Genomic DNA, 23,473 nt, shown 5'->3' with positions numbered 1-23,473 from the left:
ATGGTGAGGTGAGCGCCAGTGCGCTGCTGCGCCTGGGACGTGCGAGCAGCGAGCTTCAAATTCGGTCGCGCGTGGTCTGGCGACGGGTCTCTGTGTGCGACGAGGTGTGAGACGGTATGTGGGCCGAGGCGAAAAACGCGCGCGCGTCATCGCAGTCCTTGGCGATGCCGACCGTCAGGGCATCGAGACTGTCATACTTCAGCTCGTCGTGCAGTTTGTGCAGAAGTTCCACGCGGATGATTTTACCGTAGGCACCTTCTCCACCCAGTTGGGCGGGCCAATCGAAACAGTGGGTCTCCAGCAGCACCCGCCCGCCGTTGATGTCGTTGGGGTCCAGCGAGGGGCGCACGCCGAGGTTGGCCACGCCCTGCAGCGGCTTGTCCGTCAGACCATGCACCAGCACGGCAAAAATGCCGCTGGCGGCAGGTTTCCAGTGGTCGAAACGCAGATTCAGCGTGCGAAAGCCGTCCTCGGCTCCGCTCATTGATTCGGCCAGCTTGCGACCCAGCTTGCGACCATGCACCACATGGCCCGAGATGCGGTAGGGGTGGCCCAGCAGCTTGGCGGCCTGCTGCATGTCGCCGGCGGCCAGTGCCTCGCGCACGGCCGTGCTGGAGACGCGCAGCCCATGGACTTCATAGCTGTTCATGCGCGCAACATCAAAGCCCAGGGCCTGGCCGGCGTTGTCCAGCATGGCGTAATCGCCAGCGCGCTTGGAGCCAAAGCGGAAGTCGTCGCCCACCAGCACGTATTTGGCGCCCAGGCCCGAGATCAGCACGTCCTGAATGAAGTCCTCGGGACTCTGGCTGGCCAGGGCCTGGTTGAAGGGCAGGATCACGACCTGATCGACGCCGCAGACCTCGAGCTGGCTGAGCTTGTCACGCAGCGTGCCCACGCGGGCCGGCGCCAGCTCAGGCTTGCCCAGCTTCTTGGCAAAGTAGTCGCGCGGGTGCGGCTCGAAGGTCATGGCGCAGCTGGGAATGCCGCGCTGTGCGGCCTCGGCCTTGAGCAGGCCCAGCATGGCTTGATGTCCCCGGTGTACACCATCAAAATTGCCAATGGTCACAGCGCAGGCCGGAGCCAGGCCGGGATGATTGATACCGCGAAAAATCTTCATGGGCTGCTTTGTTATTTGTAGCAACTGGCGCCGATGCATGCGACACAAGCCGTCAATTTGACATAGTTTCAGAGTATATTGCTTCAAATCAGGCAGCTGTGCAGGCTGCACGATTGTGCGCAAAAGCGCCAAGACGCTTGTCCGTTTTCCGTGGTCGATGTTTGACTGTATGGAGGCTGGTTGTGAAAGTCTTGAAGCTGACAGCCCAGGGGCTGCCGCAGTCCTGGGTAACGCTGGAGCAGGCGGCGCTGCATTACGCAGCAGAAGATGTGCGCTGGGAAGCCGGTGTCGAAATCGCCTGCTTTCGCGGTGGCCACAATGCGGTGACCGGCAAGCAGTCAGTCATTCACATCAACTCCATCATCGGCACCAAGGGCATGCCGAACATCAACCCGCATGAGCTGCTGCCGGGTCTGACCAATGGCAAGCTCTTTGCTCGTGACCGCTGCGTCTGCGCCTATTGCGGGCGGCGCTTCCATGAGAGCGATCTCACGCGCGAGCACATTGTTCCCGTGAGCACCGGCGGGCAGCACAGCTGGATGAATCTGGTCACGGCCTGCCGCGCCTGCAACCACCGCAAGGGGGCCAGAACGCCGGAGCAGGCACGCATGCCCTTGCTCTACACCCCCTACACGCCCACGTTGTGGGAGGACTTCATCCTGAGAAACCGCCGCATTCTGGCCGACCAGATGGAGTTTCTCGTGGCCCATGTGCCGCGTGGATCGCGCTGGCGCAGCTAGGGCGTAAAAAAGCCCCGGGCTGGCGCCGCGGGGCAGGAGCAAGAGGACAGAAACGCGTTCAGACGGTGGTGGAGACGGCTTTTTGCCAGGCTTCGTAGAGGTCTTCGCCCTCGTCGCGCACGCGCTGGCCGATCAGGGCCATCTCGCGCTGCTCCTCGGGCTTGGCCAGTTCCACATAGCCGCGCGAGGCCGACAGATCGTAGGGCTCGCCGTCTTCGTTGGAGTAGGCGAAGTACACCTGTTTCACGCCGGCCAGCAACATGGCCGTGTAGCACATGGAGCAAGGGTAGCCGCTGGCATACATGACGGCCCCCGACAGATCGGTGCTGCCCTGGGCCTTGGCGCCTATGCGCAGGGCCTGCATCTCGGCGTGGGCCGAGGGGTCGCAGAGCTCATCGACCTGGTTGACGGCGCGCGCCAGGACCTTGCCCTCACGCACCAGCACGGCGCCGAAGGGCCAGGTGGGCTGCTGGCGGCCTTTGACATTGCCCATGGCCAGGCGTATGGACTCAAGCAGGTATTTGCCGCTGTCGTTTTCGTTGTTCATCGAGTCGTTCTCCTTGGTAAAAAATCAGCTGCCGCGGTAGGTGTTGAAGAACCACGGCGAACACAGCATGGGCACGTGGTAGTGCTGGGCCGCGTCGAAGATGGAAAAGCGCACCAGCACTTCTTCCGACAGCGCCGTGGGCTCCTTGAAATGCTCGCCTGTGTAAAAGCGCAGCTCGAAGTCCCCGGTGCGGGCCGCGGCGGCGGGCAGCATGGGGGCGTCGGTGCGGCCGTCGGCATTGGTACGGGTGCTGTTCAGACGCTGCGCCGGGGTCTGCGCCACGTCGTAGAGTTCCACCCGCATGCCGGCTATGGGGCGACCGGTGGTGAGGTTGAGTACATGGGTGCTGATGCCTGCCATGGTGGTCTTTCGATGGGTTGCGATAGAGCGCGGATATGCCGGCTCAGCTGCCGCGCGAATAGGTGTAGCTCCAGGGGCCGAACTGGATGGGCAGATGGATGCGCTCTGCCGTGTTCACGATCTGGAAGCGCACCGGCACCTTGGACAGAAAGGCCGGGCGCGGCAGCTTGGCGCCCTTGGCAGCAAAGTACTCGTCCACGTGCAGCAGCATTTCGTAGCGCCCGCTGCGGTAGCTGTCTTCGATCAGCAGCGGCTCGTCGGCCCGGCCGTTGGCGTTCACGACAAAGCTGCGTATCGGCACATAGGTTTCGCCGTCGAAGCGCGAAAAGTCGATGCGCAAGCCCGTGGCTGCAGAGCCATGGAAGGTGTCCACGGCATGCATGGTCAGGCGCGGACTGACACCATGCAGCACGATGGGGCCGGTGGTCTGGGCCGGCGCTGCCGGGTGTGTGTCGGCGGCCAGCGCGCCGTGTGCGCCCGTCAGGGCCGAGGCGCCGAGCACGAGGCCCGAGAGTGCGAACTGTCGGCGCGACGGGGTCAGTGTGGGTGTGGGATGCATGCGGGATGACTCCTTCAGGCGTTCTTGCGGCGCTGGATGCGGGCGACGAAGGCGATGGCGAGAACGGCTGCCAGCGCTTCCACGATGGCCACCAGGTACAGGCCCGGAGCGACCTTGCCGGTGGAGGCCTTGATCACGCCCATCAGATAGGGGGCACCGAAGCCGGCCAGATTGGCCACCGAGTTGATCAGCGCCACGCCCACTGCGGCAGCGCCGCCGCTGAGCAGCATATTGGGCATCTGCCAGAACACGGGGATCGCGCTCATGGTGCCCACCAGTGCCAGGACCATGGCCGTCAGCGCCACTATCACGGGAATGCTGTCCATGCCCATGGTGAAGGCCAGGGCCAGCATGCCCACGGCGCCCAGCAGGGCCGAGCCCGCGAAGTGCCAGCGTACCTCGCCACGGTGGTCGGAATGGCGACCGTTGATGATCATGCCGGCCGCGCCGAGCAGATAGGCGGCACCGGCGATCCAGCCCACCTGCATGGGCGAGGTGAAGCCCGCTTCGCGAATCACGGTGGGAATCCAGAAGGTCAGCGTGGAGTTGGCGCACAGCAGGCAGAAGAATACGGCGATCAGCAGCCACACCATGGGGTTGCCGAACAGGGTACGCCAGTCGCTGTGGCGCTCGCCCTGAGCCTTCTGGTCGATTTCGAGCTGCTGGCGCACGACGGCGCGGTCCGTGTCGGTGAGCCATTTGGCTTCCTCGGGGCGGTCGGTCATGTAGAAGTAGGCAAAGATGCCGGCCAGCACCGAGGGGATGCCTTCGATGATGAACAGCCACTGCCAGCCGTGCATGCCGTGCGCGCCTGCGGCCCAGGTCATGATGCCGCCAGCCAGCGGGCCGCCGATGACGCCGGCGATGGCCGAGGCCGACATGAAGGTGCCGAAGGCCTTGGCGCGGCGCTTGGACGGATACCAGTAGGTCAGGTAGAGGATGATGCCGGGGTAGAAGCCTGCCTCGAACACGCCCATCAGAAAGCGCAGGATGTAGAACTGGGTCGGTGTCGTCACCCAGGCCTGCAAGATGCAGATCAGGCCCCAGCCTATGGTGATGCGCATCACCGTCTTCTTGGCGCCAATCTTCTGCAACAGCATGTTGGAGGGCACTTCGAACAGGAAGTAGCCGATGAAGAAGATACCGGCGCCCAGGCCGTAGACGGCTTCGCTGAATTTCAGGTCGTCGAGCATCTGCAGCTTGGCGAAGCCGATGTTGACGCGGTCCAGCCAGGCCAGCACCCACAGCACGCCCAGAAAGGGCAGCAGGCGCCAGGAAATCTTGGAGTAGGTGGCGTCGACCTGATCGACGGAAGCAGCAGTGCCGCTGATCGGCACATGGTGAGCACTCATGGCAAGTCCTTGTCTCGGAAATTTGTTGTTGGGTTTGCGGACACTTGCATGGTCGCGACTTGTGGCGATATGCGAAACTAAGCGCCTGCTATGAGCCGCATAGCAAAATGCATATCTCTAGGGAAAACACGTGTCTCGCAGCGAAGAACCGTTCGATACCTATTTGCTGCGCGTGCTGTGCACCTTGATCAGCGAAAAAAGCGTGTCGCGCGCGGCAATACGCCTCAATCAGTCACAACCGGCCATCAGCGCGGCGCTGCGGCGATTGCGGGCCATCTTCAACGACCCTTTGCTGGTGCGGGACAAGAACCGCATGGTCCCGACGGCACGCGCGCTTCAGGCCGTGGAGCAGGCACGTGCGGCGCTGGGCCTGATCGACGGGCTGCTGAGCGTCGGCAAGGAATTTGTGGCCGAGACCACGCAACTGCGCTTCACCATCGCCATGCCCGACTATCTGGCACCGCCCTTCATGGCGCGTGTGGTCCAGCTCATGCGTGCGCAAGCACCGGGCGCGAGGCTGGTCCTGCTGCCGCTGGGCCAGAACTTCGACTACGAGCAGGCCCTGCAAAGCGGCGAGGTGGATATCGTCATCGGCAACTGGCCGAGCCCGCCCGAGCATTTGCACATGTCCACGCTGCTCGAGGACGAGGTGGTCTGCCTGCTCGACGAGAAGCATCCTCTGGCGCAGCCGGGTCGGCTTACGGCCGAGCACTATCTGCAGGCCGCGCATGTGGTGTTCACGCCTTACTCGCCCGATCAGCGCGGCGTGGTGGAGAGCAGTCTGGGCACTATGCGCGTGAGCCGTGACGGCCGCGTGCAATGCTCGCATTTCTCGCTGGCTCCGGACTTGCTGGCGGGCACCGATCTGCTGCTGACCACCAGCCGCCATTTCGCGGCCTATCACGCAAGGCGGCTGCCGCTGGCCATGGTGCCTCTGCCCATGGGCAACCGCGTCATGCGCTTCTACCAGCTCTGGCATTCGTCCCGGCATCGGGATGCCTCCCATATCTGGCTGCGCGCTCTGCTCAATCAGGCCTCGCAGGTGCTGACGGCATCGACGTAGCCGGCTGCTATACGGGCTATAACAAGCCAGCACTGTGAGGCGGGAAACGCGCTTCCTACACTGGCCCCATGACTAGCACCACTATCTCCTCCATCCCCACGCTCGACGAGCTCAACGTCATGACGCACGCAGACTTTGCGGCCGCGCTCGGCGAGGTTTTTGAATACGCCCCCTGGGTGGCCGAGGCAGCCGCGCAGCAGCGCCCCTTTGCCAGCCTGGACGCACTGCACCAGGCCATGCTGGCCGCCGTGCATGGCAGCCCACGTGAGCAGACCCTGCACTTTCTCTGTGGTCACCCCGAGCTGTCGGCCAGCGCCGTGCGCTCCGGCACGCTGACCGTTGACTCCCAGCAGGAGCAGCAAAGCGCGGGCCTGGGGGATCTGGCGCAGGAGCAGGGCGAGCGCCTGGCCGAGCTGAACCAGGCCTATCGCACGCGCCATGGCTTTCCCTTCATCGCCTGCGTGCGCCACTACACGCGCGCCGGCCTGTTTGCCGAACTGGCCTCGCGCACTGAGCGCGGCACCGAGCAGGAGTTTGCCGAAGCCCTGCGCCAGATCGGCTTCATCAGCCGCCTGCGCCTAGCGCAGCGCGTGAGTGCTGGCAGCCTGCAGGCCGCCTGAGCCCCTATCGCCGCCCAAGCCCCGCAATGCGGGGCTTTTCTTATGCTGGCTGGAGGGGGAGCCCTATGTCGGGGGCGCTGCCCATGTGCAGCAGATGCCGCATGGAGCGTGCTGGCGCGGCCCTGGCTGCCTACTGCCGCAGTGGGAGTTCTCGGCGCTGGCTGAAATCCCCGGATGCTTGTGATTGAATTCGGGTTTAGACCTTATTTCTCGTTTTCATGATCGTCAGAGATCGCCCGTCGGGCTTCAAGCTGCTGTGGATTGTCCGGGGCTCGGTGCTGCAACGCATCAAAGGCGTGCTTGCCGTCAATATCGTGCTGGCCATCATTGTCACCGTGGCGCATGGCACGCTGTTCCACACCAAGATCCCCATCACGCCGATTCCGTTCACCCTGATCGGCCTGCCGCTGGCGATTTTTCTGGGCTTTCGCAACAACACCGCGTATGCGCGCTACTGGGAAGGACGCAAGCTCTGGGGCGAGATCGTGATCTATGCACGCACGCTGGCCCGCCAGTGCCTGAGTCTGATCGAGCTCGATCACCCCATAGACCCGCGCCAGCGGGCCAGCGATGTGCGGGTGCGCATGGTGCACCGGGCCGTGGCTTTTTCTCATGTGCTGCGGGCCCAGCTGCGCAGCCTCAAGGACGATGTGGCGGCCCAGCAGTGGCTGACTCATGCCGAGTGGCAGCGCCTGCAACTGCTGCCGCTGAATCAGCGCACCGATGCGCTGATGCTGGCCATGGGCAAGGATCTGGGCCAGTGTGTGCGCGACCAGCGCATAGACCCCTGCCTGGCCGTGGAGCTGGACCGCACCCTCAATGGCTTCACGACGGCCGCTGCCTCCTGCGAGCGCATCCGCAATACGCCGATTCCGTTTTCCTACACCTTGCTGCTGCACCGCACGGCCCATCTGTACTGCTTTTTGCTGCCGTTCGGCCTGGTGGACATCACGGGCTTCATGACGCCGTTTGTCGTAGCCATCGTGGCCTATACCTTCTACGGTCTCGATGTGCTGGGTGACGAGCTGGAAGAGCCATTCGGCATGGAAAGCAACGACCTGGCACTGGACAGCATCTGCCGCAGCATCGAGATCAGCCTCAGCCAGTCGCTGGGCGACCCCCAGGTTCCGGCGCCGCTCAAGCCGGTGGACTATCTGCTGACCTGAGGTCCTCCAGAATGCAAAAGCCCTGAACTCGTCATTCAGGGCTTTGTTCATGATGGCGGCTGGAGCCAGTGCTGGCTAGACCGTGGCACGATCTTCGTCCACGGCCTTTTGCCAGGCCTGGTACAGGTCCTCGCCGGCATCGCGCACGCGGTGGCTGATGACGGGCAGTTCGCGCCGGCCTTCGGGGCGAGCCAGCTCCTCATAGCCGCGTGCAGCCGACAGGTCGTAGGGCTCGCCGTCTTCGTTGGAGTAGGCGAAGTACACCTGCTTCACGCCGGCCAGCAGCATGGCGGTGTGGCACATGGAGCAGGGATAGCCGCTGGCATACATGACCGAGCCGGACAGATCCGTGCTGCCCAGGGCCTTGGCGGCAATGCGCAGGGCCTGCATCTCGGCGTGGGCCGTGGGGTCGCACAGATCATCGACCTGGTTGACGGCGCGCGCCAGGACCTTGCCGTCACGCACCAGCACGGCACCGAAAGGCCAGGTCGCGGATTCGCGGCCCTTGACATTGCCCATGGCCAGGCGGATGGACTCCAGCAGATACTTTTCGCTGTCTTGCTTGCTCATGCATGTCTCCTTGATCTTGTGAATGGCGCAAAGATCATAGGAAGAGCAGCAGGGTCCATAGTGCATGCAGGAAGCAAAACAGCACGCCGAAGCGTGCTGTTGACTTTTAGTTTTGGGTTGAATGCAGTTGCCGTGATCTTGATGAATGTTGATGCAGGCTTTCAGGCAAAGACGCCGGCGCTGTCCTGCATATGGGCCGATACCGTGCCCAGGTGGTGCAAGGTGTCGCCACCCGTCATCTCCATCTGGGTCAGGCGCTTGAAATAGTGGCTGCCCACATATTCGTCCGTCACGCCGATGCCTCCATGCAGTTGCACGGCCTGCTGGCCCACATAACGCATGGACTGGCCCAGTTGCACCTTGGCGCGCGCGATGGCGACATGGCGCTCCTCGGCAGGCGCCACCAGCTTGAGCGTGCCGTAGTAGCTCATGGAGCGGGCCAGCTCCAGCTGCATCTTCATATCGGCCACGCGGTGGCGCAGGGCCTGGAAGCTGGAGATCACCACGCCGAACTGCTTGCGCTGGTTCATGTACTCGGTGGTGAGCTTGAGCGTCTGCTCCATCACGCCCACGCCTTCGGCGCAAAGAGCGGCATTGGCCACATCCTGTGCCAGGGTGAGGGCAGCCACGCCATTGGTGGTGATCAGGGTGGCCGATGCGGCATGGCAGACCAGATCGGCCGCGCGTCCCTCATCCTGCGTGGCATAGGGCTTGGTGGCGACGCCTTCGCGGCCGTTCTCGACGAGGAAGAGCGCAATCTTGCCGTCGAGCTGGGCCGGCACGATGAAGGCGTCGGCCTGGTCGCCCGCTGGAACAATGTTTTTCCTAGCATCTACCGTATATCCATCGCCGGATTTAGAGGCTTTTGCCGCGCAAACATCAATCTGGTAGCGCGCCTTGCGCTCCTGCGATGCGAGCACCACCAGCTTTTCACCGCTGGCGATGCGGGGTAGCCAGGCTTGCTTGACGGCTTCGTCGCCGAACTGGCCGAGCAAGGCGGAGGCCACGAAAGCCTGGGTCAGAGGCTCCATCACCAGACCGCGGCCCAGCTCCTCCATGACCACCATCACATCGACCGCGCCCTGGCCCAGGCCGCCATATTGCTCGGGCACGGTGAGGGCCGTCAGGCCCAGCTCGGCCAGCTCGTTCCAGACCTCGCGCGAGAAGCCGCCTTGTTTGGCAATGCTCTGGCGGCGCTCAAAGGTATAGCCCTTGTCCACCCAGCGGGCGACGGCATCGCGCAGTTGTTGCTGGTCGTCGGAAAAATCGAAATCCATATTTGTCTCCTGCTGCTGAAGCGAGTGCGCCTTGCGCACCATCACATTCAGCGAAGCTCTAGCAAGAACCCCCTCCCGGAGGGGGCACGGGGTAGCAGTGCGAGTTCACGCAAGCGAAATCTCCGCGCTGCCGCCAGTTCCGAATCAGCCCAGCACCGTCTGCGCGACGATGTTTCGCTGCACCTCGTTGGAGCCGCCATAGATGGTGGTCTTGCGCATATTGAAGTAGGTCGCGGCCAGCGGCGCATTGCCCAGCACATTGCCGGGAAAGTCGCCCTGGTAGCCGGCTTCCATGGCTTCCTGGATATAGGGCAGGGCATAAGGGCCGGCGGCCAGCATCATCAGCTCGGAGTAGCGCTGCTGAATCTCGCTGCCCTTGATCTTGAGCAGGCCGGCGATGTCCAGCGGGTTCTTGCCCGACTTCATCGCCGAGAGCACGCGCAGCACCAGCATTTCCAGCGCGATCACATCGATCTCCAGCAGGGCGATCTGATCACGGAAGCGCTGGTCTTCCCAGACGCCTTCGGTCTTGGCGATGCGCTTGAGGCGCTCCAGCTCGCGCTTGGCACGGTTCACATCGGCGATGTTCGTGCGCTCGTGGCTGAGCAGGTGCTTGGCATAGGTCCAGCCCTTGTTTTCCTCGCCGATCAGCTGGTCGGCAGGCACTTGCACATTGTCGAAAAAGACCTCGTTGACTTCGTGCGAGCCGTCCAGCAGCTTGATGGGGCGCACGGTCACGCCCGGCGACTTCATGTCGACCAGCAGGAAGCTGATGCCGGTCTGGGGCTTGCCCTCGTTGCTGGTGCGCACCAGGCAGAAGATCCATTCGCCGTACTGGCCCAGCGTGGTCCAGGTCTTCTGACCGTTGACGATGTATTTGTCGCCCACGCGTTCGGCGCGGGTCTTGACGCTGGCCAGGTCCGAGCCCGAACCCGGTTCGGAATAGCCCTGGCTCCACCAGACTTCGCCGCTGGCGATGCCGGGCAGAAAGCGCTGATGCTGCTCCGGCGTGCCATAGGCCATGATCACCGGCGCCACCATCACGGGGCCGAAGGGCACGATGCGCGGCGTGCCGGCGAGTGCGCATTCTTCCTCGAACAAATGCTTTTGTACGGCGCTCCAGCCGGGGCCGCCGAATTCCTTGGGCCAGCCGTAGCCGAGCCAGCCTTTTTTGCCCAGAATCTTGGCCCAGCGCTGCATGTCCTCGCGCGTCAGGTGCAGATCGTTGCGCACCTTGTGCGCAATATCCTCGGGCAGATTTGCCCGCACCCAACTGCGGATCTCTTCGCGAAAAGCCTGTTCTTCAGGGGTGAATGCCAAGTCCATGCGTTGTCTCCTGCAAATGCTGGAGATTTGTAGCACGCACGTTCTTTTTCTGGCTGTCCGGGTTGCGACAAATGGCGGGAAACCCCAGGGATGAGTCCCCGAGCGGCTGCGCAGCTTCCCCCAAGGGGGACGACAGCCTCGCTGCGGGACGGCTCTTGCTGGTCGCTTCTGCCCGGGAGTGCCCCCATTTTTGGTGACTGTGAACTTTGGATATTGATTGAAAAAGGCCACCAGCGCTTATTGGATGAACGCTGGCAGCTATCAGTTTCTGTCGGGATTCATTCAGCCGGGGTTGCAGGCGGTTCCACGCCCAGCGATTCGCACAGCATCTGCACGGTGGCGCGCAGCTGGGCGACTTCGGTTTCGAGCGCATCCACACGCTGCTGCAGGGCCGATGCATTGCCGCCTGTGCTGGCGCTGCTGGTGCTTGCCAGGGCGTTGACATCCACCGGACCGCAAAGCAGATGGGCCCAGCGCTGCTCGCGGGCACCAGGGGCGCGCGGCAGCTGCACGACCAGCGGACCGCCTTTTTCCTCGCTGCGTTCGCGTAGTTCGTCGAGAAAGGCTTCGACCGAGGAGATGTCGGCAAAGCGGTGCCAGCGCTCGGAGTTGATGCGCAGCTCGCCAGCGGTCTGGGGGCCGCGCAGCATCAGCAGGGCCAGCAGCACTGCAGATTGGTCAGGCACGCCAATGCCGCGCGGGAAGTTGTGCTCCCAGCGCGTGGAGCGCACGCTGCTGATCTGCACCGACAGGGTCTTGAGGCGCAGGCTGTCCAGTGCCTCCTGGGCCTCGCCCTCGCTGACCTCCATCACCGGGTCGCGGCTGGACTTCTGGTTGCAGCCCGTGACCAGGCTGTTGAGCGTGAGCGGATAGCTGTCGGGCACGGTGCGGGCCTTTTCCATCAGCGTGGCCAGAACGCGGGCTTCGATGGCGCTCAAAGGGGTGTTGCGTGGGTCAAACGGCATGGGGTCTCCTCGAAAGTCTTAGGGCAGCGCACAGGAACTGGTGCAAACCCGATAGGGTTTGTCCGTCAATGCGACAATCGCCGCCCATGAAAAACATCGTGATCCTCATCTCGGGCGGCGGCTCGAACATGGCTGCCATTGTGCGTGCATCCCAGCAGCAGAACTGGGCAAAGCAGTACAACGCCCGCGTGAGCGCCGTGGTGAGCAACAAGGCCGAGGCCAAGGGCCTGGTGTTCGCGCGGGACAACGGCATCGCCACCGAGGTTCTGGATCACAAGCAGTTCGACAGCCGCGAGGCCTTTGATGCCGAGCTGACGCGGGTCATCGATCGCCATGCGCCTGATCTGGTGGTGCTGGCCGGTTTCATGCGCATTCTCACGCCAGGCTTTGTTGCGCACTATGAGGGCCGGCTGATCAACATCCATCCTTCGCTGTTGCCGGCCTTCACCGGTCTGCACACCCATCAGAGAGCGATCGATGCGGGCTGCAAGTTTGCGGGCTGCACCGTGCACCGCGTGACGGCCGAGCTCGACGTGGGCCCCATCCTGGAGCAGGCCGTGGTGCCCGTGCTGGAGGGTGACACGGCCGAGCTGCTGGCTGCACGCGTGCTGGTGCAGGAGCACATCATCTATCCGCAAGCCGTGCTCAATCTGATCAAGGCTTGATCAGATTTGATAGCTTCTATTTCTTTATAGGTAAGCGATAGAGCCTGTCTTTATGCTGATTTCTGCTCCTCGGCGGGCAGGCGGCGAAAGCGTGGCCGCTCCACACCGTCGATTACCACCGTCTCGTTGAACATGGCGGCCGGGCGCACCCACAGGCCACGCTCGCCATAGAGCGCGCGATATAGCGTCATGGGCTCCAGCGTCTCGCTGTGGCGCACCGTGCCTATGACTTCATAGCGCATGCCTTTGTAGTGTTCGTAGAGACCGGGCTCGGTGGTGATGAGTGCAGGCAGATCGTGGTCGGACATGATGCTTTAAAAAGATGAGCTGTCAACGCTTGAAGGAAAAGGGCTGAAGCCTGTTTTTACTATGAATCGTTTGGAGCAGGCCGGCGTCATAGATTTCTGGTGCCAGCCAGGGCCAGGGCGAGAGTGGGACAATTGCGCCCATGCATCCCAAAGCCCTTCTCGACGCTTGCTCTGAACTCGTCAAGCGCGCCCTGACATTTGAACACCCGGCCGATGCCGTGGTGTCCCGCTTTTTCCGCGAAAACCGCTATCTGGGCCCGCGCGAGCGCGCCACCCTGGCCGAAACCGTCTACACCGTGCTGCGCAAGAAGCTGCTGTTCGAAGCGCTGGCGCATTCGGGCAGCGGCGCACGCGAGCGCCGGCTGGCCATCCTGGGCTTTGCCGCCGTGCTGCGCGAGCAGGCCAAGAAGGAAGGCAAGGTCAAGAACAAGGACGGCCAGGACAGCGAGACCTTTATCAAGGCCGCGCTGACGCCACAGGAACTCAAGTGGCTGGCTGCCTGCGACGGCGTCAAGCCCGAAGAGCTGATGGAGGCGCACCGTCACAATCTGCCCGAATGGCTGGTCGAGCCGCTCAAGGCCCAGCTGGGCGATGGATTCTGGGCACTGGCCGCCAGCATGGAGCAGGCAGCTCCATTGGACCTGCGTGTCAACACGCTCAACGACAAGCGCTCCGATCTGCGCAAGGAACTGGAAAAAGCCGGCATCAAGGCCGAGCCCACGCCGTTCTCGCCCATCGGTCTGCGTGTGGACGGCAAGCCTGCGCTGGCCAAGATTGATGCCTTCAACCGCGGCGCCATCGAAGTGCAGGACGAAGGCTCGCAACTGCTGGCACTGATGCTGGATGCCAAGCGTGGCGAAATGGTGGTGGACTTTTGCGCCGGCGCCGGCGGCAAGACCCTGGCCATTGGCGCGGCCATGCGCAACACCGGCCGTCTGTATGCCTTCGACGTCTCGGGTCATCGCCTGGATGCGCTCAAGCCTCGTCTGGCGCGTTCGGGTCTTTCCAATGTCCACCCTGCCGCGATTGCCCACGAGCGCGACGAGCGCGTCAAGCGCCTGGCCGGCAAGATCGACCGCGTGCTGGTCGATGCTCCCTGCTCGGGCCTGGGTACGCTGCGCCGCAATCCCGACCTCAAGTGGCGCCAGAGCGTCAAGGCCGTGCAGGAGCTGACGCAGAAACAGGCTGCCATCCTGGAAAGCAGCGCGCGCCTGGTCAAGGCCGGTGGCCGTCTGATCTATGCCACCTGCTCCATCCTGCCAGAGGAAAACGAAGCCATTGCCGAAGCCTTCAGCGCCGCTCACCCCGAGTTCGTTCCGATGGACGCGGGCGAGGTGCTTGAGCAGCTCAAGATTGCCGACGGCGACAAGCTTTGCAGCGGTGGTGATGAGGGTCGACGCTATCTGCGTCTGTGGCCACATCAGCACGAGACAGACGGGTTTTTCGCCGCTGTTTGGGTGAAAAAGGCGTAACTTCGGTGCAAATCCGGTATCTGCTGTCGGGGAATCGACAACAGACCGGTCGGCGGCTCACCTAAAATGGCACGACCGTGCTTATCGAGTGGGCGCGGTTTTTTGCCAAAGGCTTTGTTATTTATGTCGCTGGATATAGCCTCGATCTGGAATGCCGTCGTGGATTGGATGGCCAATGGCCTGTGGGATCTGACGTGGTGGCAATTGCTGCTCTACACCCTGATCACCACCCACTTCACGATTGCGGGTGTCACCATCTATCTGCACCGCAGCCAGGCGCATCGGGCACTGGATCTGGGGCCTGTTCCCTCGCATTTCTTCCGCTTCTGGCTCTGGCTGGGCACGGGCATGGTGACCAAGGAATGGGTAGCCATCCACCGCAAGCACCACGCCAAGTGCGAGACCGCAGATGACCCGCACAGCCCGCAGACGCGCGGCCTGGGCAAGGTGATGCGTGAAGGTGCCGAGCTGTACCGTGCCGAGGCCAGGAACGAGGAAACGCTCAGGAAATACGGTCACGGCACGCCCGATGACTGGATGGAGCGCAATATCTACCGCCATTCGGTGATGGGCCCCTCGCTGATGCTCATCCTCAATGTGGCGCTGTTCGGCGTGATCGGCCTGTCGATCTGGGCCGTGCAGATGGTCTGGATTCCATTCTGGGCTGCGGGCGTGGTCAACGGCGTGGGGCATTTTTGGGGCTATCGCAACTACGAGGCGACGGATGCCTCCACCAATCTGGTGCCCTGGGGCCTCATCATCGGCGGCGAAGAGCTGCACAACAACCACCATACCTTTCCCACTTCGGCCAAGTTCTCCGTCAAGCCCTACGAGTTCGATATCGGCTGGGTCTATATCAGCCTCATGCAGAAGCTGGGCTGGGCCAAAGTCAAGAAAACCCCGCCGCGCCTGCGCATGGGCGTCGTCAAGCCCGTGGCCGACGAGCTGACGCTGGAAGCCATCATTGCCAATCGCTACGAGGTCATGGCCCGTTATGCGCGCGGCGTGCGCACGGCGGTTCAGCACGAGCTGGACCTGCTCAAGCAGAAGCAGGCACAGAAGTCGGATGTTTCCCTGCTCAAGGGCGTGCAACGCTGGCTGCACCGCGATGCCGACAAGGTGCCCGAGCGTGCCCAGAGCCAACTGGCGCAGGCGCGCGCTGCGCACCCGGTGATTGACCAGATGCTGGTCATGCGCGAAGAGCTGCGTCAGCTGTGGCTCAACACCAGCCTGAGTCGCGAGCAACTGACCGGTCAGCTGCAGGCCTGGTGTCAGCGCGCCGAGGCCAGCGGCATTGCGGCACTCAAGGATTTCTCCGTCAAGCTGCGCGCTGCCCACGTCTGAGGCCGAGCTTGCCAAGCTGCTGCCAGATTCTGGCAAGCGCGAAGCTCAGGCCTTTTCCCTCTTCAAGCCGCTTCGCTGTCCGGCTTTGCTGTATCCGTGCCACCGGATATTGAATCCAGGCCGCACCTGCCGGCGTGCTCAGCTGCACCCAGGTGCGACTGGGGCAACGCCAGCTTTGCCCGGTTTGCAGCACCATGACCTGACCGAAGTGATTGTCGGTAAAGCTCAGCGGCCCGATGGCCAGACGCAGCGGCCCTTGCTGGCAGAACAGTTCGCTGCCTGGTTCAAACAGCAGCGATGCAGCTTGGCCGCTGTTGAGGCTATGTATTTTCGAGGGGAAGTTCGGCTGTGACATGGTGGCTGGAGGTCTGTGATTCAGACCCTCAAGCGTAGGGAAGCACGGCTTGGCAGAACAGGCACAGCAAGCGTTCCGTGCAGGCGTAGCAGCGTGGATTTCGGTGCATCTGTTCCGGTATGTTTGCTGACAATCTGTATCTGTTGCAGAACAGGGCTTGCTGGCATGATGCCTGCCCGGTCCTGCGTTTTTGTCATCATGCTGACTTCCACCACCTCCGAATCACAGCCTGCCGATCATGCGACAGGCGATGTGCTGCTGCCGCTGTATCAACGGCTGGCCGCGCACTACAGCAAGGCCATGGAGCTGGGGAGCCTGAAGCCCGGGGAGCGCATGCCGTCGGTGCGCGAGCTGATGGCGCGGCATGACATCAGTCTCTCGACGGCCTTGCAGGTGCTGCGTTTTCTGGAAGCGCAGGGTTGTCTGGAGGCCAGGCCCCGCGTGGGCTACTTTGTGTGCGCGACGATGACGGGCGATATTCCTCTGACCAGCGAACCGGACCTGAGCCAGCCGCTGTCTCCCGGCGCGCATGCGCATTTCGTGGGCATCAACGAGCATATTTCTCTGCTGCTCGAGCGCGGCCGTCAGGCCGAGGTCTATATGGACATCGGTGGCTGCACGCCGCCTGCCTCCTTGTTCGATCATCACTATCTGAACAAGACCGTCACCAGGCTGCTGCGCGAGCATCCGACGCTGCTCTCGCAGGGGCGCTCTCTGCTGGCCAATCAGGGCAATCATCCGCTGTTTCAGCAGGCCATGGCCAGACGGGCGCTGGCCTCCGGTATCCGTGTTGCGCCTGTCGATGTGCTGGCAACCACCGGCAATTCCGAAGCGGTGAGTCTGGCGCTGGCTGCCGTGGCATCACCCGGGGATATGGTGGCCGTCGAATCGCCAACCTATTACGGCCTGCTGCAAGTGGTGGAGTCCTTGCAGCTGAAAACGCTGGAAATTCCCTGCAGCCCGCGCACCGGCATGTCCATCGAGGCGCTGGAGCTGGCTTTTCAGACCCAGCCGCGCCTGAAGGCCGTGGTGGTGGTGCCGGATCTGCAGATGCCGCTGGGCGCGCGCATGCCGGACGAGAAAAAGGCCAGACTCGTGGCCCTGTGTGCGGCCCATGGGGCGGCGCTGATCGAGGACGACTCCTATGGTCTGTTTGTCGAAGGGCTGCCGGTGAAGCCGCTCAAGGCCTGGGACAGTGTCTTCGGGCATGTGATCTATTGCCAGGCCTTCAACAAAAGTCTGGCGCCGGGCCTGCGCCAGGGCTGGATGAATGGCGGCCAATGGCATGGCCGCATCCAGATGCTGAAATTTGCACAAAGCCGCAATACCCAGACGCTGGGGCAGCTGGTCGTGTCCGAGGTGCTGGGGTCACCCACCCATCAGCGCAGCCTGGAAAAGCTCAGGCAGCAGCTCAAGCGACAGCGCGAGGCCATGGCCAGACTGGTTGCACGTCATTTCCCGCTGGGCACGCGCATGAGCCTGCCAGGCGGCGGCCTGTGCCTGTGGCTGGAGTTCCCCGCGCAGATGTCAACCTCGGACCTGTTCACGGCAGCCCTGGCGCGCGGCATACGTATTGCGCCGGGCAGCATGTTTTCCAACTCCGGCAGGTATGAGCACTGCATGCGCCTAGCCTGCACCCATCCGGTCGACGAACTCATGGAGAGGGCGATGCAGGATCTGGGCGCGATGGCCTGCCGGCAACTGGGGCAGAGTCCGCGCAGCTAGCTCTGGCCGGGGTTCTTTACTTCGTCGGCTGACCGGCCATGCACTTGCTCAGGAATTCACGGGCCTTGCCGCCTTCCTTGTAGAAGGTGCTGATGACCTCCTTGCCTTCCACAGAGACCTTGAAGCGGGCTTCTTCCTCTTCCCCAAGCTCCTTGACCAGTGCTTCGGGGCCGCCCAGCGCATAGACGATGGCTCCCCATTTGCCATTGGACATGGTGTAGTTGATGGCGCCGACCTCCTGGGGCCGGTCCTGGTTCTGGGTCAGCGTGGTTCTGATCTTGCGCGGGCTGGCGGGCTGGGGAATGTCCATGCCCAGAAAGGTCAGCAGGGCACCGTTGTGCTTGGCCGTGGGGCCGGAAAGCTGAACGGCACCGGACATGCTGCCAAAGATCGCCGCACATTCAAGACCGGAGCGCGGGTTTTTCTCGTCATGCGAGAACATCCAGTAGCCCTTGCGCAGTTTCTGATACTGCGGGTCTTGTGCAATTCTCTGTCCTTCCTTGATCAGCTCCTGCCCCTCGCGCAGCAGCTCCAGCTGGCTGCGCGCCAGACCGCCCAGGGCATCGGCGGGCGACGGTTCGGCGCGTTGGGTGGCGGCGGGCGCCGAGCTGAACTGCTCGCAGACGGGCACCGAGGCCAGACCCGGTGAGCCGCCTGTCATGCCGACCTGGCGCTGGCCGGGGCCGGGACCCGTGGGGCAGATGAAGGTCTGGCCGAAGACGGCTGGCGACACGGCAAGCGAAAAAAGCAATGTGCTCAGCGTCCTGTGATTCATGTGATCCATCCCTGTTCGTTGCAAACTGCCAAGTATAGGGAGGGTCACTGCGTCAGCTCTCGCGCCGCGACAGGAGTCGCAAAGGCATGAAAAAACCGCCTGCACTTGCGTGAGGCGGTTTTTCAAGAAACAGGCCGAATTACTTCAGCTTGGTTTCCTTGTACTCGACGTGCTTGCGAGCCTTGGGGTCGAACTTGATGATCGACATCTTTTCAGGCATCGTCTTCTTGTTCTTGGTCGTTGTGTAGAAGTGACCGGTACCAGCAGTGGAAGCCAGCTTGATCTTTTCGCGTCCGCCTTTAGCAGCCATGGTGTTTCTCCTTCAGGAAATTAAGCTTGGCCACGAGCGCGCATGTCTGCGAGCACGGAGTCGATACCGTTCTTGTCGATCAGGCGCAGAGCAGCGCTGGAAACGCGCAGGCGCACCCAACGGTTTTCGCTCTCCACCCAGAAGCGGCGGTATTGCAGGTTGGGGAGGAAACGACGCTTGGTCTTGTTGTTGGCGTGGGAAACATTGTTGCCCACCATGGGCTTCTTGCCCGTAACTTCACATACGCGTGCCATTGGGACACTCCGATAGTTGAATCGGCCGCCGGCTCTGGAATCCTGCAGGAGCAGGAGGTGCCGACAACCTCACCTCGCCAGTTTGTAATGGGTGGCGGTAGCCCGATTGCGGAAGTCCCGAAGCACGGTAAAGCGCGAACCTGGAATTCAGCAAAGTCTGCGATTATAGCGTTTTCGCAAAAAAGCCCCTGGTGCCGGCCAAAACTGGCCAAACCCAAGGGCTTTTGCGCCGAACATGCGCTAACAACCGCTCAAACGCCGAAGCGTCTTGGCGTCATCAGGATTCCTGTTCCAGGAAGCGCTGGGCGTCCAGGGCCGCCATGCAGCCGGTGCCGGCACTGGTGATGGCCTGGCGGTAGACATGATCCTGGCAGTCGCCAGCGGCGAATACGCCGGGCACGCTGGTCTGGGTTGCAAAGCCCTTGAGACCGCCCTGGGTGATGATGTAGCCGTTTTCCAGCTCCAGCTGACCCTGGAAGATGTCGGTGTTGGGGTGGTGGCCGATGGCGATGAAAGCGCCTTGCAGCTTGACCTCTTCGGTGTGGCCGTCCTGCGTGCTCTTGATGCGGATGCCGGTCACGCCACTCTGGTCACCCAGCACTTCATCCAGTGTGAAATGGGTCTTGAGCTCGATCTTGCCTTCCTCGACCTTTTCCATCAGCTTGTCCACGAGGATGGGCTCGGCCTTGAACTTGTCGCGGCGGTGCACGAGGGTGACCTTGCTGGCAATGTTGGACAGGTAGAGGGCTTCTTCTACGGCCGTGTTGCCGCCGCCGATCACGCAGACGGGCTGCTCGCGATAGAAAAAACCGTCGCAGGTGGCGCAAGCGGACACGCCGCGACCCATGAAGGCTTCTTCGGAGGGCAGGCCCAGGTACTTGGCCGATGCGCCGGTGGCGATGATCAGCGAGTCGCAGGTATAGACGCCGCTGTCGCCGGTCAGGGTGAAGGGGCGCTTGGAGAGGTCAACCTGGTTGATGTGGTCGAAAACGATTTCGGTCTTGAAGCGCTCGGCATGTTCCTGAAAACGCTGCATCAACTCGGGGCCCTGCACGCCCATGACGTCGGCAGGCCAGTTGTCCACTTCGGTGGTGGTCATCAACTGGCCGCCCTGGGCCATGCCGGTAATCAGCAGGGGCTTGAGGTTGGCACGGGCCGCGTATACGGCTGCGGTATAGCCGGCAGGGCCGGAGCCGAGGATGAGAACTTGTGCGTGTTTGGTAGAGGACATGGAGCGGAACTCTGAAAAAAGCAGGCCGACAGCCGGCGCGCGGTCATGAAAACATTGGGAAGATGTGGGAGTATCGCTCCGGATCAAGGTCTGCGCGTGCAGCTGTTTTTAATCACCGGAATTGTTAAAAATGATAGTGATGAAGCGAATCCGGCTGCCGTATGGCAGTTTTGTTGCATGTGCTTGCATTACGCTGAGCGATCGTCTTGGCCGAATGCACCGCTTGGATAAGGGCCTAAGGTAAGCTTGCGCCTGCGTATGACATACACATTGAACGCTTCGAACGCGTCTTCTTCCAGCAAATCAAAATCCCGCGCTGCGACTCCGCGCTATGGAGTGATTCGCTTCAGCCAGGAGGTTTTGCTGTTGATCGGCCTGCTGGCGCTGGTGTTCTGGCTCATGGCCATGTTCACCTACTCGCCGCAAGACGCAGCCTGGTCCACTTCGGGCGCCGGGCAAAAGCCGTTTGTGCACAACTGGATGGGCCGTGTGGGTGCCTGGCTGGCCGATGCCTGCTACTTCGGCTTCGGCATGTCCATCTGGTGGCTGGTGCTGGCCGCCGTGCAGACCTGGGTGACATCGCTGGTGCGCTGGATGCGTGGCGGGGTGAACAAGGACGGCAGCCCTCTGGCGCTGATGCCGCTGTGGCGCCGCCGCTTTCTGTTCTGGGGCGGTCTGGCCATTCTGATGATTGCCAGCTGCGCGCTGGAATGGACGCGTCTGTACCGTTTCGAGAACCTGCTGCCGGGCCCCGCTGGCGGCGTGTTTGGTTACATGATGGGCTTTAACGCCCTCAAATGGCTGGGCTTTGCCGGCTCGGGCCTGATCGGCATCTGCCTGTTCGTGCTGGGCGCAGCCATGGTGTTCGGCTTTTCCTGGGGCAAGCTGGCCGAAGGCCTGGGCGCGCGCCTGGACGGCATGGTGCAGTTTGGCCGCGAGCGTCGTGAAATTGCCAAGGATGTCTCTGTCGGCAAGAGAGCAGCCCGAGAACGCGAGGAAGTGGTGTTTGACCGCACAGAAGGTGCGATTGCTGCACCGGTGCATCAGCCTGTGCAGATCATCGAGCCCGTGCTGCAGGAGGCCAGCCAACCCAGCGCCCGGGTGGTGAAGGAACGCCAGAAGCCGCTGTTCACCGATCATCCGGACAGCAAGCTGCCGCAGGTGGACCTGCTGGACCAGGCCCAGCAGCGCCAGGAACTGGTGTCTGCCGAGACATTGGAGATGACCAGCCGGCTGATTGAAAAGCGCCTCAAGGACTTTGGCGTGGAAGTGCGGGTGGTTGCGGCCATGCCCGGTCCTGTGATCACTCGCTACGAGATTGAACCTGCCACGGGCGTCAAGGGCTCGCAGATCGTCAATCTGGCCAAGGACCTGGCGCGTTCGCTGTCCCTGGTCTCGATTCGCGTGATAGAGACCATTCCCGGCAAGAACTTCATGGCGCTCGAGCTGCCCAATGCCAAGCGCCAGTCGATCCGTTTGTCCGAAGTGCTGGGCTCGCAGGTCTACCACGACGCCAAGAGCCTGCTGACCATGGGGCTGGGCAAGGACATCGTGGGCAACCCCGTGGTCGCCGATCTGGCCAAGATGCCCCACGTGCTGGTGGCCGGCACGACCGGCTCGGGCAAGTCCGTGGGTATCAACGCCATGATTCTGTCTCTGCTCTACAAGGCAGAGGCGCGCGATGTGCGTCTGCTCATGATCGATCCCAAGATGCTGGAAATGTCGGTCTATGAAGGCATTCCCCATCTGCTGTGCCCTGTGGTCACCGACATGAAGCAGGCGGCCAACGGTCTGAACTGGTGCGTGGCCGAGATGGAGCGCCGCTACAAGCTCATGAGCAAGCTCGGTGTGCGCAATCTGGCCGGCTACAACAGCAAGATCGACGAGGCCAAGGCGCGCGAGGAGTCGATTCCCAACCCCTTCAGCCTGACGCCCGAGGAGCCCGAGCCGCTGCAGCGCCTGCCGCACGTCGTCATCGTGATCGACGAGCTGGCCGATCTGATGATGGTGGTGGGCAAGAAGATCGAAGAGCTCATCGCCCGCCTTGCGCAAAAGGCGCGTGCGGCCGGCATTCATCTGATCCTCGCGACCCAGCGCCCCAGCGTGGACGTGATCACCGGCCTGATCAAGGCCAATATTCCGACGCGTATTGCCTTTCAGGTCTCCAGCAAGATCGACAGCCGCACCGTGCTGGATCAGATGGGGGCCGAGACCCTGCTGGGCATGGGCGACATGCTGTACATGGCCAGCGGTACCGGCCTGCCGATCCGTGTGCATGGCGCTTTTGTCTCCGACGACGAGGTGCATCGTGTGGTCAGCTATCTCAAGGAGCAGGGGGAGCCCGACTACATCGAAGGCATCCTGGAAGGCGGCTCTGTCGATGGCGAGGGTGGTGATGACGATGGCGAAGGCGGCGGCGAAAAGGACGAGCTCTACGATCAGGCGGTAGAAATCGTGCTGAAAGACCGCAAGGCCAGCATTTCCTACGTTCAGCGCAAACTGCGTATCGGCTACAACCGCTCGGCCAATCTGCTCGAGCAAATGGAAAAGGCCGGTCTGGTCAGCTCGCTCACATCCAGTGGGCAGCGCGATGTTCTAGTTCCGGCCCGCAGCGAGTGAGCCACGCACAAGAGAGAGAGTCATGAAACGTCTTTTGACTGCAATTTTGATAGCTGGTAGTGCAAGTGCTGCAATGGCTGATGGTCTGAAAAGCCTTGAGTCCTTCATGAAGAATGCCCAGGCGGGCAAGGCCGACTTCACCCAGTCCGTGACCTCGCCACCCAAGTCCGGGCAGGAGGCGCGTACCAAGGTGTCCAGCGGCAGCTTCGAATTCCAGCGCCCCGGCAAGTTCCGTTTCAACTACACCAAGCCTTTTGAGCAGCTCATCGTGGCCGACGGCAAGACGCTGTGGCTGTACGACGCCGACCTGAATCAGGTGACGGAGCGTGCCCAGGCCCAGGTGCTGGGCAGCACACCGGCGGCCATCCTGACATCGGCCACCGACCTCAAGGCCTTGAAGGCCGATTTCGAGCTGGGCAACCAGCCTGACGCCGATGGCCTGGAATGGGTGCTGGCCAGCCCCAGGCAGAAAGGCGGTCAGCTCAAGAGCGTGCGCATAGGCTTCACACCCGAAGGCAAGCTGGCTGCGCTGGATATCGAGGACAGCTTTGGCCAGCGCTCGCTGATGCAGTTCAAGGGCCTGCAAACCCAGGCTTCGCTGCCGGCATCGACCTTCCACTTCACGGTGCCCAAGGGGGCCGATGTGCTCAAGCAGTAAAGATCGCGGCGCGCATCAGCAAAAAGGCCTGCGGATTGTGTCCGCAGGCCTTTTTTATGCAGGAATCGGGTTTGAGCCCTTGTGAGTGGAACGCA

General features: G+C 62.5%; 25 protein-coding genes. 10 read left to right on the top strand and 15 right to left on the bottom strand.

The features are described 5' to 3' along the window. Positions 1 to 55: 55 nt before the first annotated feature. The gene (locus Cth01_RS01720; protein WP_034389308.1) at positions 56 to 1,117 is read right to left on the bottom strand and encodes a bifunctional riboflavin kinase/FAD synthetase; all 1,062 of its coding nucleotides are present in this window, start codon (positions 1,115 to 1,117) and stop codon (positions 56 to 58) included. A gap of 182 nt (positions 1,118 to 1,299) precedes the next feature. Between Cth01_RS01720 and Cth01_RS01715 the strand changes: the two genes are divergently transcribed. Further along, a complete protein-coding gene (locus tag Cth01_RS01715; RefSeq protein ID WP_003066139.1) occupies positions 1,300 to 1,857 on the top strand; it encodes an HNH endonuclease in 558 nt (185 codons plus the stop codon). A gap of 58 nt (positions 1,858 to 1,915) precedes the next feature. On the opposite strand, the gene Cth01_RS01710 is transcribed toward Cth01_RS01715, so the two are convergent. From Cth01_RS01710 to Cth01_RS01695, 4 genes are read right to left on the bottom strand one after another with little or no spacing between them, the layout of a single operon-like run. Next, complete coding sequence (locus Cth01_RS01710; RefSeq protein WP_034378589.1) at positions 1,916 to 2,404, bottom strand: nucleoside deaminase; 489 nt, start codon at positions 2,402 to 2,404, stop codon at positions 1,916 to 1,918. Positions 2,405 to 2,428: 24 nt separating this feature from the next. Next, positions 2,429 to 2,764, bottom strand: coding sequence for a hydroxyisourate hydrolase (uraH, locus tag Cth01_RS01705; RefSeq protein ID WP_012837181.1), 336 nt, complete (start codon positions 2,762 to 2,764; stop codon positions 2,429 to 2,431). Between the two features lie 43 nt (positions 2,765 to 2,807). Further along, entirely contained in the window at positions 2,808 to 3,323 is a 516-nt protein-coding gene (locus Cth01_RS01700; protein ID WP_045838396.1) for a hydroxyisourate hydrolase, read from the bottom strand. Positions 3,324 to 3,337: 14 nt separating this feature from the next. Beyond that, a complete protein-coding gene (locus tag Cth01_RS01695; RefSeq protein ID WP_034356495.1) occupies positions 3,338 to 4,675 on the bottom strand; it encodes an MFS transporter in 1,338 nt (445 codons plus the stop codon). Between the two features lie 130 nt (positions 4,676 to 4,805). Here Cth01_RS01695 and Cth01_RS01690 point away from each other — a divergent pair, with 130 nt between their 5' ends. From Cth01_RS01690 to Cth01_RS01680, 3 genes are all read left to right on the top strand, one after another. Continuing rightward, positions 4,806 to 5,738: a LysR family transcriptional regulator gene (locus Cth01_RS01690; protein WP_045838395.1), complete on the top strand. Its 933-nt coding sequence runs from the start codon at positions 4,806 to 4,808 to the stop codon at positions 5,736 to 5,738. Between the two features lie 68 nt (positions 5,739 to 5,806). Next, positions 5,807 to 6,358, top strand: coding sequence for a 2-oxo-4-hydroxy-4-carboxy-5-ureidoimidazoline decarboxylase (gene uraD, locus Cth01_RS01685; RefSeq protein WP_034389312.1), 552 nt, complete (start codon positions 5,807 to 5,809; stop codon positions 6,356 to 6,358). 218 nt (positions 6,359 to 6,576) lie between these two features. Then, positions 6,577 to 7,524: a bestrophin family protein gene (locus Cth01_RS01680; protein ID WP_034378593.1), complete on the top strand. Its 948-nt coding sequence runs from the start codon at positions 6,577 to 6,579 to the stop codon at positions 7,522 to 7,524. Positions 7,525 to 7,599: 75 nt separating this feature from the next. Here the strand turns inward: Cth01_RS01680 and Cth01_RS01675 are convergent, their stop codons facing one another. From Cth01_RS01675 to Cth01_RS01660, 4 genes are all read right to left on the bottom strand, one after another. Continuing rightward, complete coding sequence (locus Cth01_RS01675) at positions 7,600 to 8,094, bottom strand: nucleoside deaminase (RefSeq protein ID WP_003067888.1); 495 nt, start codon at positions 8,092 to 8,094, stop codon at positions 7,600 to 7,602. 161 nt (positions 8,095 to 8,255) lie between these two features. Continuing rightward, on the bottom strand, positions 8,256 to 9,371 hold the full coding sequence (locus Cth01_RS01670; RefSeq protein WP_034408772.1) for an acyl-CoA dehydrogenase family protein: 1,116 nt from the start codon (positions 9,369 to 9,371) through the stop codon (positions 8,256 to 8,258). Positions 9,372 to 9,515: 144 nt separating this feature from the next. Next, on the bottom strand, positions 9,516 to 10,697 hold the full coding sequence (locus tag Cth01_RS01665; protein WP_034356510.1) for an acyl-CoA dehydrogenase family protein: 1,182 nt from the start codon (positions 10,695 to 10,697) through the stop codon (positions 9,516 to 9,518). 278 nt (positions 10,698 to 10,975) lie between these two features. Continuing rightward, a complete protein-coding gene (locus Cth01_RS01660) occupies positions 10,976 to 11,662 on the bottom strand; it encodes a YceH family protein (RefSeq protein ID WP_034356514.1) in 687 nt (228 codons plus the stop codon). An 86-nt stretch (positions 11,663 to 11,748) separates the two neighbouring features. Here Cth01_RS01660 and purN point away from each other — a divergent pair, with 86 nt between their 5' ends. After that, positions 11,749 to 12,327: a phosphoribosylglycinamide formyltransferase gene (gene purN / locus Cth01_RS01655; protein ID WP_045838394.1), complete on the top strand. Its 579-nt coding sequence runs from the start codon at positions 11,749 to 11,751 to the stop codon at positions 12,325 to 12,327. A 50-nt stretch (positions 12,328 to 12,377) separates the two neighbouring features. Here the strand turns inward: purN and Cth01_RS01650 are convergent, their stop codons facing one another. Beyond that, complete coding sequence (locus Cth01_RS01650) at positions 12,378 to 12,635, bottom strand: DUF1653 domain-containing protein (protein WP_034356520.1); 258 nt, start codon at positions 12,633 to 12,635, stop codon at positions 12,378 to 12,380. Between the two features lie 140 nt (positions 12,636 to 12,775). Between Cth01_RS01650 and Cth01_RS01645 the strand changes: the two genes are divergently transcribed. Together Cth01_RS01645 and Cth01_RS01640 are read left to right on the top strand one after the other, a co-directional pair. Continuing rightward, entirely contained in the window at positions 12,776 to 14,107 is a 1,332-nt protein-coding gene (locus Cth01_RS01645) for an RsmB/NOP family class I SAM-dependent RNA methyltransferase (protein ID WP_034356523.1), read from the top strand. Positions 14,108 to 14,230: 123 nt separating this feature from the next. Then, complete coding sequence (locus Cth01_RS01640; protein WP_034408512.1) at positions 14,231 to 15,451, top strand: DesA family fatty acid desaturase; 1,221 nt, start codon at positions 14,231 to 14,233, stop codon at positions 15,449 to 15,451. Here Cth01_RS01640 and Cth01_RS01635 read toward each other — a convergent pair. After that, positions 15,426 to 15,806, bottom strand: coding sequence for a hypothetical protein (locus tag Cth01_RS01635; protein WP_034356529.1), 381 nt, complete (start codon positions 15,804 to 15,806; stop codon positions 15,426 to 15,428). The genes Cth01_RS01640 and Cth01_RS01635 overlap by 26 nt on opposite strands. A 300-nt stretch (positions 15,807 to 16,106) precedes the next feature. Between Cth01_RS01635 and Cth01_RS01630 the strand changes: the two genes are divergently transcribed. Then, entirely contained in the window at positions 16,107 to 17,531 is a 1,425-nt protein-coding gene (locus tag Cth01_RS01630; protein WP_045838546.1) for an aminotransferase-like domain-containing protein, read from the top strand. 16 nt (positions 17,532 to 17,547) lie between these two features. Here Cth01_RS01630 and Cth01_RS01625 read toward each other — a convergent pair whose 3' ends face one another. The 4 genes from Cth01_RS01625 to trxB all read right to left on the bottom strand — a co-directional run bounded on the left by Cth01_RS01625 (position 17,548) and on the right by trxB (position 20,101). Beyond that, entirely contained in the window at positions 17,548 to 18,306 is a 759-nt protein-coding gene (locus tag Cth01_RS01625; protein ID WP_034356590.1) for a hypothetical protein, read from the bottom strand. Between the two features lie 139 nt (positions 18,307 to 18,445). Then, complete coding sequence (gene rpmG, locus Cth01_RS01620; protein WP_003058233.1) at positions 18,446 to 18,616, bottom strand: 50S ribosomal protein L33; 171 nt, start codon at positions 18,614 to 18,616, stop codon at positions 18,446 to 18,448. Positions 18,617 to 18,636: 20 nt separating this feature from the next. Then, positions 18,637 to 18,870 (bottom strand): 50S ribosomal protein L28, encoded by a 234-nt coding sequence (gene rpmB, locus Cth01_RS01615; protein ID WP_003058229.1) that lies wholly within the window; start codon positions 18,868 to 18,870, stop codon positions 18,637 to 18,639. A gap of 277 nt (positions 18,871 to 19,147) precedes the next feature. Next, positions 19,148 to 20,101 carry a thioredoxin-disulfide reductase gene (trxB, locus tag Cth01_RS01610; protein WP_003067867.1) on the bottom strand — a complete coding sequence of 318 codons (954 nt, stop codon included), beginning with the start codon at positions 20,099 to 20,101 and terminating at the stop codon, positions 19,148 to 19,150. Between the two features lie 258 nt (positions 20,102 to 20,359). Here trxB and Cth01_RS01605 point away from each other — a divergent pair, with 258 nt between their 5' ends. Together Cth01_RS01605 and lolA are read left to right on the top strand one after the other, a co-directional pair. Further along, entirely contained in the window at positions 20,360 to 22,720 is a 2,361-nt protein-coding gene (locus Cth01_RS01605) for a DNA translocase FtsK (RefSeq protein WP_034356532.1), read from the top strand. 22 nt (positions 22,721 to 22,742) lie between these two features. Continuing rightward, positions 22,743 to 23,378, top strand: a complete 636-nt coding sequence (gene lolA / locus Cth01_RS01600; RefSeq protein ID WP_012837199.1) for an outer membrane lipoprotein periplasmic chaperone LolA — start codon at positions 22,743 to 22,745, stop codon at positions 23,376 to 23,378. Positions 23,379 to 23,473 lie beyond the last annotated feature (95 nt).

The organism is Comamonas thiooxydans (assembly GCF_000964545.1).
Lineage (GTDB): Bacteria > Pseudomonadota > Gammaproteobacteria > Burkholderiales > Burkholderiaceae_C > Comamonas > Comamonas thiooxydans.
Note: the sequence above shows the minus strand (reverse complement) of the source record. Positions and strands in the feature narration are given on the sequence as shown.